The following is a 10,903-nucleotide window of genomic DNA, read 5'->3' as shown; positions in this document are numbered from 1 at the left end:
ATCTGCGGCGTTAGCGTCATGAGCGCCCTCGCCAACATCGCTCCGTTACAGCCGGCCGAACAGCCCCACGAAATGCTGCGCGAGCGTCTATACTTTCTATACTTCACTTTTTCCGCATGACCCCAGCCCCCGCCAGAATCGCCACGCTCGACCTGATCCGCGGCGTCGCCGTCATGGGTATCCTCGCCGCCAACATCGCCGCCTTCGGCTTCCCGCAATTCGCCTACATGACCCCCGCGTCGATGGGCTGGCCAAGCACGCCAGACCTGATCGCCTGGACCACGACCTTCATCGTCATCGACGGCAAGATGCGCGGGCTGTTCTCGTTCCTGTTCGGCGCATCGATGCTGCTGGTCATCGACCGCGCAACGGTGAACGACGAGGATCCGGCCGCGGTCCATTTGCGCCGCATGGCGTGGCTGTTCGTGTTCGGCGTCGCCCACCTCTATCTGCTCTGGTGGGGCGACATACTTGCGCATTACGCATTGGTCGGCGCGTTCGCGTTCATGTTCGCACGGTTGCCGGTGCGATGGCTGATCGGCGTCGGGCTGGCCTGCATCGCGCTACAGACGGTCGAACTGACGACGTTGGTCGCCTATGCGTTCGACCTGCATGCGTCCGCACACCGACCGGGTGCAGCCGCTAGGGCAATCGCGAACTGGCAATCATTGGCCGAGCAACTCGGACAGCCATCCGCCCCTTCGGTCACGCACGAACTCGCCGTCGGTCGCGGCGGGTGGCGCGATCTGGTCGCGTGGCGCTGGACGCACGCGGCCGGGCCGTTCGCGTCCCTGACCGCCACTGGCCCAGAGACGCTGGGGTTCATGCTGTTCGGCATGGCGGGCCTGCGATCGGGGTTTCTGACCGGCGAATGGTCGCGGCGCCGCTATGGAGTGATCGCGGTGACCGGGATCGGGATCGGCTGGATCGGCTATGCGGCGATCGCCACGGTCGACATCGCGCACGGGTTCAACGCGCGCTACGTCGGCTTGTCGTGGCTGGCACTCGCAACCCCGCTGAGGCCATCGACGATCATGGGCTATGCCGCCGCAATCATTCTGGTCGCAAGGCCGGGCGGGTGGCTGACGACCCGCGTTTCCGCAGCCGGTCGAATGGCGTTTTCCAATTACCTCGGCACGACCGTGATCTGCACGACCCTGTTCTACGGATATGGGTTCGGCCTGTACGGCGGCCTGTCGCGCGCACACCTCTATCTGGTCGTGGTCCCGATCTGGCTGCTGATGCTGCTGTGGTCGAAGCCCTGGCTCGCTCGCTACCGCTACGGCCCGCTCGAATGGCTGTGGCGCAGCCTCTCCCGATTCGCGTGGGCGCCGATGCGCGGGTCCGCTTTCACGACGAACCGATGATGCTTGTTGCGAACGCGACGCAATTTAGCTTGCGAGCGTTTCGCAATAGCTATATCCGGGTTGCAGAGCGAGGGAGCATTCATGGTCGTCTGCGTTTGCAATGCCATACGAGAATCCGATGTCCGCAATTGCGCACGGGGCGGATGCACGACTCCGTGCCAGGCCTTTCGTTCGATGGGTCGCAAACCCAAATGTGGCCAGTGCACGTCGATAGCGCGAGCGATTATCGATGAAGAGCGTGCCGCTGCATAAGCGTCGCAACAGCTGATAAAGCCCGGAAAACGGTCGTTTTCGGGGGTTGTGCTGATCTGTATCAGGCCGCTACATGGTCGTCAGAGGTGACGGAGATATGGCCATGCGCGGCGACCCCCAAGTAATCGATTTCTTGAACGAGGCGCTCAAGAACGAGCTGACCGCGGTCAATCAATATTGGCTCCATTACCGGATGCTCGAGCATTGGGGCGTCTACAAGCTCGCCCAGTATGAGCGGATGGAATCGATCGACGAGATGAAGCACGCCGACTGGCTGTCGGAGCGCATCCTGTTCCTCGATGGCCTGCCGAACTTCCAGCTGCTCGGCCGCCTCCGCATCGGCGAGACCGTCGAGGAGGTCCTGAAGTCGGATCTGGCGCTCGAGGTCGAGGCGACCGTCCAGCTCAAGGGCGCGATTGCGTACTGCGAAGAGGTCAAGGATTACATCAGCCGCGACCTGTTCGCTCGCATCCTCGCCAGCGAGGAAGAGCATGTCGACACGCTCGAGCGCCAGTTCGAGATGATCGCGCGGATGGGCATCCACAACTACATCCAGCTCAACTCGATCTCGGAACATGATTCGCCCAAGGCCGGGGCTGCGCCGTATCTGAAGGGCTAAGCTAACCCGCCGTCATCGTGACGAATGTCGGGATGACGGCGGAGAAGCTCTGCGATGTCTACGAAGCCAGGCGAGCCCACCGCTGGGCTCGCTTAAGGACTAGTCCCCGCCGAACGCGGTCGGAATGGCACGACGACCAAAGCCGCCGCCGACAACAGGCCTCCGCGCGACGATCGGATTGGCCTCACGCTCCAGCAACGTCAGCGTCTCACCGAACAACGGCCGCAGCCGCACGATAAGCTCCAGCGCCTCGTCCGGCGTATCCTGCATCTCCACACAGTCCCGCGCGATCGTCTCGATCGCCTCCGCAAGATCAGCCAGCGGCTCGGCACCGAACTGCCGAGCTTCGCCTTTCAGCGTATGGGCGGGGATCACCATCGCCGCCGCGTTGAGCGCGCGCATCGCCGCTTCGATCGCCGCCACCGATTTAACACCATCCTCGCGGAAATACCCGAGGATACGGACGAATCCAGCGCCCAGCTCGCTCCGCGCCTGCGCAAACGCAGGCCAGTTGATCAAGGTGCTTCCTTCGAACGACACTGTCACCTTCTCCCGTTCGGCCACGTGCCATGAAGGTCAAGCCCCCGCTTTACCCCGCTTGGGTAAACACAATGTTGTCACGCTACCGAAGTGTCACGACGAACGTCGGATAAACCTCATCCAAAACGATCTCCATCTTCGCATTCGCCGCCGTTGCAACCGAAGCAAGCTCGGTCGGTGCCTGCGGGTCGTCGGCGATCACCGTGACCGATGTCGCCCCGCCCCGTAGCGCTTTTGCAAGGCGCACCGCGGGCCAGGGGCAGCGCATGCCCCTGGCATCGATACGGACCACGCCGGACACCATCGCCGAGTTATCGCAGCCTAGTTGCCGCCGCCGCCCTTGCCGTTGTCGTCGTACGGATTCTTCGGCGCACGGAACATCAGCCGGACGGGGACCGCTCCAAAGCCAAGATCCTTACGCATCGAATTGACCAGATAACGCTCATAGCTCGCTGGCAGCTGGTCGACGCGCGTGCCGAAGATGACGAAGCTCGGCGGGCGCGTCTTGACCTGCGTGACGTAGCGCATCTTGATCCGCTTGCCGCCCGGCGCCGGTGGCGGGGTCGCCTCGATCGCGCGCTCGAACCAGCGGTTGAGTTCGCCGGTGCCGACGCGCTTCGACCACGCGTCGCGCGTATCGAAACAGGCTTGCAACAACTGGTCTATGCCCTTGCCGGTCGCGCCCGACACCGTCATCACGGTGACACCCTTGACCTGGCTCAGCCCGTCCTCGAGTGCGCGCTTGACGCCGTTGAACAGCGACGACGCGCTCTCGGCGATGTCCCATTTGTTGAGCGCGATGACGAGCGCACGGCCCTCCTGCAGCACCTTGTCGGCGATGCGCAGGTCCTGCGCTTCGAGCCCGAGCGTGGCGTCGAGCAGCAGCACGACGACCTCGGCGAAGTCGACCGCGTGCAGCGCGTCCTCGACCGACATCTTCTCGAGCTTGTCCTGCACCTTGGCGCGCTTGCGCATACCGGCAGTGTCGATCAGCCGCACCTTGCGCGCTTCGCCACCGGTCGGGTGCCAGTCGTAATCGACGCTGATCGAATCGCGCGTGATGCCGGCTTCGGGACCGGTGATCATGCGGTCCTCGCCGAGGATGCGGTTGACGAGCGTCGACTTGCCGGCGTTCGGGCGCCCGACGATCGCGAGCTTCAGCGGGCCCTCATATTCATTGTCGGGCTGTTCCTCAGGCGGCTCTTCCTTGCCCTCGAGCAGCGGGAGCAGGCCTTCGAACAGGTCGCCCATGCCCTCGCCATGCTCGGCCGACAGCTGGACCGGATCGCCGAAGCCGAGCGCGAGCGACTCGAGGATACCGTCCTCGCCCGCACGGCCCTCGGCCTTGTTGGCGACGAGGATGACGGGCACGTCGGCGGTACGGAGCCAACGCGCGATCTCCTCGTCGAGCGGCACGATCCCGGCGCGCGCGTCGAACAGGAACAGCGCGACATCGGCCTGGCCGACCGCCGCCTCGGTCTGCTGGCGCATACGACCGGGCAGCGTCTGCGCGTCGTGATCCTCATAGCCGGCGGTATCGATGATACGGAATTCGAGCCCGATCAGCGACGCATCGGCTTCCCGGCGGTCGCGCGTGACGCCCGGCCGGTCGTCGACCAGCGCGAGCTTCTTGCCGACGAGGCGGTTGAACAGGGTCGACTTGCCGACATTGGGGCGGCCGACGATTGCGACCACGGGGAGTTTGGACATGGCAGGCCCTTAGCGCGGGAACGCGCTGGCGTCACCTATGGCGAATCGACATTCGATTACGCGGTCCTCCCCCCAGGGGGGTGGTGCGGAGGCGACAGAGCGGGAGGACGCGGAACAGGCGTTCCGGGTCCTCCCCGTCCGTCTGGCAGGTGCCAGCCACCTCCCTCTGGCGGAAGAGGATCTGCCCTTTTATCCCCCGGCGGGGAGAAAGAGCTTGAGTCACCGGTAGGCGGTGACCTTGCCCTTCTGGTCGAGCGTGTAGAGCGTCGAGTTGGCGACGATCGGCGGCAACGCGAACGGCGTCTTCGTCTCGATCGTCGAACTCACCGTGCCATCGACCGGCGAGACGAAGTTGATCTCGCCGCGCGAGTTGGTGAGGACGAGACGATTGCCGGCCAGGATCGGGCCGAACCACGTGATCGCATTGCTGCGCTTCTTCTCGTTCTGGAAGCGCGGCAACTGGGCGATCCAGCGCGCCTTGCCGTTCGACCGCGACAAGCAGACGAGCTTGGCATCGTCCGTGACGACGAACAGCCATTCGCCCGCGATCCACGGTGTCGAGATGCCCGCGAAGTTCTGCTCCCACAGACGCTGCCCGGTCGACAGTTCGAGCGCGACCATGCGGCCACCCTGCCCGACCGCGTATACGCGGCCACCGTCGATCACCGGTGCGGCGTCGATATCCGACAGGCTCGACACCGACGTCGTGACCGAGGTGCGCGACAGCGCGTCCTGCCACAGGATACGGCCATTCTCGTAGCGATAGGCGCTGAGTTCGCCGCTCGAGAAGCCTGCGACGACGGTGCCCTGGCTGACCGCCGGAGCTGCAACGCCGAACACGCCCTGCGTTTCGAGCGTCCCCGACTGGACCCACTGGACTTTGCCATCGCCTTGGTTGAGCGAGAAGACCTGGTTGTCCTGCGTCAAGACATAGACCGCGCCGTTGGCGACGGTCGGCGAGCCGCGTAGCGGCGCGCCGGGCTTGGCGCGCCACAGGATCTTGCCGTCTGCCGCGTTCATCGCGACGACGTCGCCGACGCCGTCGGTCGCATAGAGCTTGCCGTCGTCATAGCTGACCCCACCACCGAATCGTGCGGCCTTGTTGAGCTTGCCCTCGGTGATACCAGCGCTCCACAGCGCCGCGCCGGTGTCGGCAGCAAAGGCGTGAATCGTCGCGGTGACGTCGGTCACGAACAGCTTGTTGTCGGCAACCACCGGCGCGGCGCCGAGCCGCTCGCGGTTGGAGCCGCCGTTTATCGACGTCTGCCATGCGCGCTTGGGTTGGTCGCCAAGCGCGAGCTGACCCATCGACTTGGCGGGATTGCCGCCAGGCTGTGCCCAGGCGTCGTTGACCGCGGGTGCCGGCAACAGGACCTGAACGTCGGCGATCGTCTTGTCGGTCTCGACCTCGTTCTCCGAGACCAGGATCGAGACGCGGTCGCCGACCGTCGGCGTCTTCTTCAAGCCGCCCTTGAAGATCCCGCAACCGCTGAGCGCCATCAGCGCGGCGACGGCGACCGTCACCCGATATGTCTTCATCATTGCGCCTTGGTATCCTCGTTTGATGCAGCCGGAGTGATGACCCGGGCAGTAGCTCCAGTGCTGGCGACAGCGTCCACACCCAGTACGCCAGCCATCTGAACCGCGCGTTGACGGATCGTCTCGGGCACGCCGGTATCGCGAGCGATCTGGCCGAACAACGTCCCAGCCTGCTGACGCTGGTTCATCCGGAGATAGGAAATCGCGACCATCTCGCCCGCGCTGCCGAGCCATGGACCACCGGGCACCGCGAGCGGACGGAGCCGCTCGACGATGACCTGCGGCTTCAGCGTATCGAACTCGGCGGACGTCTGGCGAACGAGCGCGAGGTCGCGGAACGGCTTGGCCAGCGACGTATCCGCAGCAATCGCGCCGAGCTTGGCAGCAGCACCCTTCAGATCGTCCTTCTGGAGAAGAACGTCGGCCTGCGTGAACAGCGCGAGCGCGCGGTAGCCGTCGCGGTTCGACTTGGCGAGTTCGGCGAGCGGTTTCGCGGCGGCGGCGGCGTTGTTCGCGCCCAGCGAGTCATACGCGACCTGAAGCTGTTCGCCTTCGACGCCGGCGGCCTCGCCATTGTGATGCTGCCAGTAGAGAAAGCCGGCGAGCGCGGCGAGCGCCGCAACAACGGCGACCCCAACCCAGACGCCCCAGTTCGTCCAGAACCCGGCGAGCTGGTCGCGTCGCAGTTCTTCGTCGACCTCACGCAGGAATGCTTGATCGGTTTTCGGCGGGAGGGCCAAGGAATGCTCCGGAAATAGTGAGGGGGTGGGCGGCGCGGACCTTAGCCGCGCCGGAACCGAAACGGAAGCGGATCAATCCTTGGGCGAGTAGACCTGCTCGGCGCCCGGAAACGCACGCGACCGGACGTCGTCCGCATAGGTCTGCGCCGCGGACGAAATCGTGCCGGCGATGTCGGCGAACCGCTTCACGAACTTGGCGGTCCGCTCGAACATCCCGAGCATGTCTTCGGTCACCAGAACTTGTCCGTCGCACTGCGCCGACGCACCGATCCCGATCGTCGGGCAAGCGATGGTGTTGGTGATCTCGATCGCGATCGGCTCGACCACTCCCTCGATCACGAGCGAGAAGGCACCGGCCTCGGCGATGCTCTGCGCGTCGGCAACGATCTTCGCCGCCTCCTCGGGTGTCCGACCGCGTGCGCCGTAGCCGCCGAGGACGTTGACGGCCTGCGGCGTGAGGCCGACATGGCCCACCACCGGAATGCCGCGCTCGGTCAGGAACTTGACGGTCGGCGCCATAGCGGTGCCCCCCTCGAGCTTCACCGCTGCCGCGCCGGTCTGCTTGAGGAGCCACGCCGCACTCTCGAACGCCTTTTCAGGCGACGCTTCGTAGCTGCCGAACGGCATGTCGATCACGACCACGGCATGATAGCTGCCGCGTACCACCGCTGCGCCGTGCGCCGCCATCATCTCCAGCGTGACGGGCACGGTCGAAGGCAGGCCGTAGATCACCTGCCCCAGGCTATCGCCGACCAGCAGCATATCGCAATGCGGGTCGAGCAGCTGCGCGGTCCGCACGGTGTAGGCGGTCAGCATGACGAGCGGCGTCTTGCCCTTTTGACGATGGATCGCAGGGATCGTCAGGCGCTTGAGCGGCGCCGGCGTCGGGTTCGCGCGACTCGTCGCGGTGTCGAGGGTGTAGGTCGTTGACATGGGAACGCTAGTAGCGTGTGCGTCGGTGCTCGCCCAGCCTTCGGATCAACGGTCCAGGGGCGATCAAACCGCCCATCCCTTTTGCCGGGCATGGCCAACCAGCCAGAGCGTGAACGCGGCGATCGCGATAATGACGACGGGTAGACCGAGCGTCTCGCTCGCGCCCTTGTGCGCGACAATGTCGGTCGAGGCGAACAGCCAGCCGAACTGCGCGATCGTCGCCGCCAGCGACGCGATCAGGAACCGGCGGGCGTAGGCGCGGCGCATGAACAAGAGGATCGCGCCGACGAAGCCGGTCAGCACGGCGACGGCGAACAGCGGACCATACCAGTTGGGCAAACTGGCATAGAGCGCGCGGTCATAGGCACTCGCCTGCCCCATCGCGTCGGCGCCGAGTCTCAGCTGTTGCAGGCACATGAAACATCCGACGAGCCCCCAGAGAACGAGCACGCCCGTGGTCATGCGAAACCACAAGGGCCCCTGTCGTACGAAGAACATGTCGCTGCCCCTGCATTTTCCTTAGCAACAGACTGCGCTCCGCAGAGGCTCTGCGCAAGAGACCACCGGACAGCGGCAAGATGTCGTGGATCCGGAACCGGAGGGACATCGGGAGCTTCCGACTGCGACGTCCCTCCGGGCCGTATTCACGTTCTATTTCGCGCAACCTGAACGTGTCGTGACGATAACGCCTGAGGATCAGAACGATCGCGATACGGTCAGGCCATACGTGCGCGGATCACCGGGCTGTCCGACAACGAGGCCCGTGCTGCCCGACTGGAGCGCGAGCACTTCGTAATAGTTGTGGTCGAACGCGTTGCGCAACCAGCCGAATACGTTCCAGCTGTCCTTCGCTTTGAATCCCAGGCGGAAGTTGCTGAGCGCATAGCCCTTGATATCGGTGTAGAGCGAGCGCGACGGGTTGGACGAGAAGGTCGAGCGGTAGCTGCCGTCATAGCCGAGATACACCTGGCCATCGATCCCGCCGAGCGTTGCCGGCAGGTCGTATTCCGCGCCGTAGGAGAAGGCCCATTTCGACACGCCGGGCAGGCGCTGGCCGGAAATGTCGCAATTCTGCGGGCTGTAGGACGGTGCCGTCGACGTTCCCGCCTGACCGGCTTGGCTCGCGGGGTGAGTCGCATCGGCGGTGGTGCCACCGGACAGTTCGGGCGGGCACGGCGCATCGACGAACTTGACGTATTTCGCGTCCGTATAGGCGCCGTTCGCGTAGACGCTGAACCGGTCGGTGGGACGGAACGCCGAGTCGAATTCAAGGCCGCGGGTCCGGACCTTGCCGGCATTGGCGAGATAGCCGCGCAACACGCCGAGCTGGCCATTGGTGACGGTCGCTTGGTAATCGCTGATCTCGGTCCAGAACCCGGCGAGATTGAGCGTCAGCCGGCGATCCAGGAACTGTGTCTTCAGGCCAAGCTCGAAATGGTTCACCTTCTCGGGCTTCACCGTCGCGGCCGAGAGGATCGGATTGTTGCTGCCGTCGAGCGGCAGGCCCGACAGGTTGATCCCGCCCGATTTGTAGCTGCGCGCGTAGGTTGCATAGGCGTGAATGTCGGACGTCACGGTGTAGGCCGCCGTGATATCGCCCGACAGGTTCCAGTTGTCGAAATCCGGCTGGTAGCTCTGCGGCGCGAGCACCCCGCGCTGATCGTTGAACCTCGCGTTACTCGTAACGAGTTCGCCTGCCCCGGTCGTCACGACCGAGACATAGTCGCCCTTCTTCTTGTCGTAGTTGAGACGCAGGCCCGGCGCGATCTGAAACCGGTCGCTGACGTTCCAGGTCAGCTTGCCGAACAGCGCGGCGCTGGTGTTGGTGAAGCCGATCGTGTTGCGCGCCGTGAGGCCGTTCAGCGTCGCCGGATCCTTGCCACCGGCGCTGGTCGGGCTGAGCAGGAACGCGCTCGCGGCTGGCCCCTGCACCTGAAGCCCTTGCGTATCGATCGTCTGGTAGAAATAGAACGCACCGAGCACGTAATCGAGCGTGTGCTTGCCGTTCGACGCGATCCGCAGTTCCTGGCTATACTGCGTCTGCTGCGACGGATTGGCGGAGACGGTGGTGATCGGCAGCCCGATGAAGTCACGGTCGTTGGATGGGTCCCAATGCCAGAACCGCCACGCGCTGACCGACGTGATCGTCGCCGCGCCGAGATCCAGATTGCCGAGCAGCGATACCCCACCCAGTTCCTGCTTTGCACGCAACGGCGTGTCGACGTCGGTCACCCGGTCGAACGCGTTGGTCGACGGCACGACATAGCCCTGCGCGGCGGCGAGCGCGGCGTATTGCCGGGTAAGCGGCCGCTGCGTAGCGCCGGTCCGTGCGTAATACTGCACGCAACAATTCGGGTTCTGCTGGCCGTAATCGCCCGACAAGGCCAGATCGAGCGTGTCGGTCGGCTTCCAGTAAAGCTGTCCACGCACGCTTTTATTGTCCTGCGCATTCAGGTCCTTGCCGGTGATGACGTTGTGAATCGTGCCATCGCGCTCGGTCACTGCCGCCGACAGCCGGATCGCGAGCTTGTCGGGAATGAGCGGTCCCGACACCGACGCCTTTGCCTGGATGAACTGATAGTTGCCGGTGGTAAGCTCGATCCGCGCCTCGAGCGTGAAGCTTGGCTTGCGCGTCGTGATGTTGATCGCGCCGGCGGTGGTGTTCTTGCCGTACAGCGTGCCCTGGGGCCCGCGCAGCACTTCGATCCGCTCGGTATCGGTGAAGTCGAACGTCGCCGAGGCGATCCGGCTGTAATAGACCTGGTCGACATAGATGCCGACGCCCTGCTCGATCCCGTCATTGGTCAGGCCGAACGGTGCGCCGAGGCCGCGGATGTTGGCCGCGGAGTTGCGCGGATTGGTCGAGTAGAATTGCAGTGTCGGCTGGAGCTGCGTCAGCCGGCTCACATTGTACGCGCCGGTTTCGGCGAGGGCGGTCCCGCCGATGACGGACATCGCGATCGGCACGGTCTGGATCGTCTCGGCGCGCCGACGCGCGGTGACGACGATATCGCCCCCGCCCTGTTGCTGGTTGCCGAGACGGCCGCTGGCTTGCGTATCCGCCGGCGCGCTTGGAGGCGTCTGCGCAGCGGCGGGCGGCGTTGATACGGTAGCGGCCCGACCGGCAAGCAGCAGCGCAAGCGTAAGCGACATGAATGTTATTCCCTGAACCTTGCCGTGCAAAGTCTAGCAATCCAGGGGAT

The 10,903-nt window shown here is 64.8% G+C and carries 11 protein-coding genes; 3 read left to right on the top strand and 8 right to left on the bottom strand.

What is annotated here, in order from left to right; genetic code table 11:
• Positions 1-116: 116 nt before the first annotated feature.
• The 3 genes from HMP09_RS00895 (at position 117) to bfr (ending at position 2,238) form a co-directional block, all read left to right on the top strand.
• The gene (locus tag HMP09_RS00895; RefSeq protein ID WP_176498787.1) at positions 117-1,367 is read left to right on the top strand and encodes a DUF418 domain-containing protein; all 1,251 of its coding nucleotides are present in this window, start codon (positions 117-119) and stop codon (positions 1,365-1,367) included.
• Between the two features lie 81 nt (positions 1,368-1,448).
• Positions 1,449-1,619, top strand: a complete 171-nt coding sequence (locus HMP09_RS18300) for a (2Fe-2S)-binding protein (RefSeq protein ID WP_082441433.1) — start codon at positions 1,449-1,451, stop codon at positions 1,617-1,619.
• A 103-nt stretch (positions 1,620-1,722) separates the two neighbouring features.
• Positions 1,723-2,238, top strand: coding sequence for a bacterioferritin (gene bfr / locus HMP09_RS00890; RefSeq protein ID WP_176498786.1), 516 nt, complete (start codon positions 1,723-1,725; stop codon positions 2,236-2,238).
• Positions 2,239-2,337: 99 nt separating this feature from the next.
• Here bfr and HMP09_RS00885 read toward each other — a convergent pair whose 3' ends face one another.
• The 8 genes from HMP09_RS00885 to HMP09_RS00850 form a co-directional block, all read right to left on the bottom strand.
• On the bottom strand, positions 2,338-2,778 hold the full coding sequence (locus HMP09_RS00885; protein WP_176501496.1) for an Hpt domain-containing protein: 441 nt from the start codon (positions 2,776-2,778) through the stop codon (positions 2,338-2,340).
• An 82-nt stretch (positions 2,779-2,860) separates the two neighbouring features.
• Positions 2,861-3,082 carry a sulfurtransferase TusA family protein gene (locus HMP09_RS00880; RefSeq protein WP_176498785.1) on the bottom strand — a complete coding sequence of 74 codons (222 nt, stop codon included), beginning with the start codon at positions 3,080-3,082 and terminating at the stop codon, positions 2,861-2,863.
• Positions 3,083-3,099: 17 nt separating this feature from the next.
• Entirely contained in the window at positions 3,100-4,488 is a 1,389-nt protein-coding gene (der, locus tag HMP09_RS00875; protein ID WP_176498784.1) for a ribosome biogenesis GTPase Der, read from the bottom strand.
• Between the two features lie 219 nt (positions 4,489-4,707).
• A complete protein-coding gene (locus HMP09_RS00870) occupies positions 4,708-6,030 on the bottom strand; it encodes an outer membrane protein assembly factor BamB family protein (RefSeq protein WP_176498783.1) in 1,323 nt (440 codons plus the stop codon).
• The gene (locus HMP09_RS00865; RefSeq protein WP_176498782.1) at positions 6,027-6,767 is read right to left on the bottom strand and encodes a tetratricopeptide repeat protein; all 741 of its coding nucleotides are present in this window, start codon (positions 6,765-6,767) and stop codon (positions 6,027-6,029) included. The genes HMP09_RS00870 and HMP09_RS00865 overlap by 4 nt, the downstream gene beginning before the upstream one ends.
• Positions 6,768-6,839: 72 nt before the next feature.
• On the bottom strand, positions 6,840-7,700 hold the full coding sequence (panB, locus tag HMP09_RS00860) for a 3-methyl-2-oxobutanoate hydroxymethyltransferase (RefSeq protein ID WP_176498781.1): 861 nt from the start codon (positions 7,698-7,700) through the stop codon (positions 6,840-6,842).
• Between the two features lie 63 nt (positions 7,701-7,763).
• Entirely contained in the window at positions 7,764-8,198 is a 435-nt protein-coding gene (locus tag HMP09_RS00855; RefSeq protein WP_232090496.1) for a hypothetical protein, read from the bottom strand.
• Between the two features lie 198 nt (positions 8,199-8,396).
• On the bottom strand, positions 8,397-10,853 hold the full coding sequence (locus HMP09_RS00850) for a TonB-dependent receptor (protein WP_176498780.1): 2,457 nt from the start codon (positions 10,851-10,853) through the stop codon (positions 8,397-8,399).
• Positions 10,854-10,903 lie beyond the last annotated feature (50 nt).

This window comes from Sphingomonas sp. HMP9, assembly GCF_013374115.1.
Taxonomy (GTDB): domain Bacteria; phylum Pseudomonadota; class Alphaproteobacteria; order Sphingomonadales; family Sphingomonadaceae; genus Sphingomonas.
This window is presented reverse-complemented; position numbering and strand designations above follow the sequence as displayed.

Coding starts and splice junctions, on each gene's coding strand:
- HMP09_RS00870 (WP_176498783.1), bottom strand. CDS start 6,030: ATGATGAAGACATATCGGGTGACGGTCGCCGTCGCCGCGCTGATGGCG.
- HMP09_RS18300 (WP_082441433.1), top strand. CDS start 1,449: ATGGTCGTCTGCGTTTGCAATGCCATACGAGAATCCGATGTCCGCAAT.
- HMP09_RS00855 (WP_232090496.1), bottom strand. CDS start 8,198: ATGTTCTTCGTACGACAGGGGCCCTTGTGGTTTCGCATGACCACGGGC.
- panB (WP_176498781.1), bottom strand. CDS start 7,700: ATGTCAACGACCTACACCCTCGACACCGCGACGAGTCGCGCGAACCCG.
- bfr (WP_176498786.1), top strand. CDS start 1,723: ATGCGCGGCGACCCCCAAGTAATCGATTTCTTGAACGAGGCGCTCAAG.
- HMP09_RS00895 (WP_176498787.1), top strand. CDS start 117: ATGACCCCAGCCCCCGCCAGAATCGCCACGCTCGACCTGATCCGCGGC.
- HMP09_RS00880 (WP_176498785.1), bottom strand. CDS start 3,082: ATGGTGTCCGGCGTGGTCCGTATCGATGCCAGGGGCATGCGCTGCCCC.
- HMP09_RS00850 (WP_176498780.1), bottom strand. CDS start 10,853: ATGTCGCTTACGCTTGCGCTGCTGCTTGCCGGTCGGGCCGCTACCGTA.
- der (WP_176498784.1), bottom strand. CDS start 4,488: ATGTCCAAACTCCCCGTGGTCGCAATCGTCGGCCGCCCCAATGTCGGC.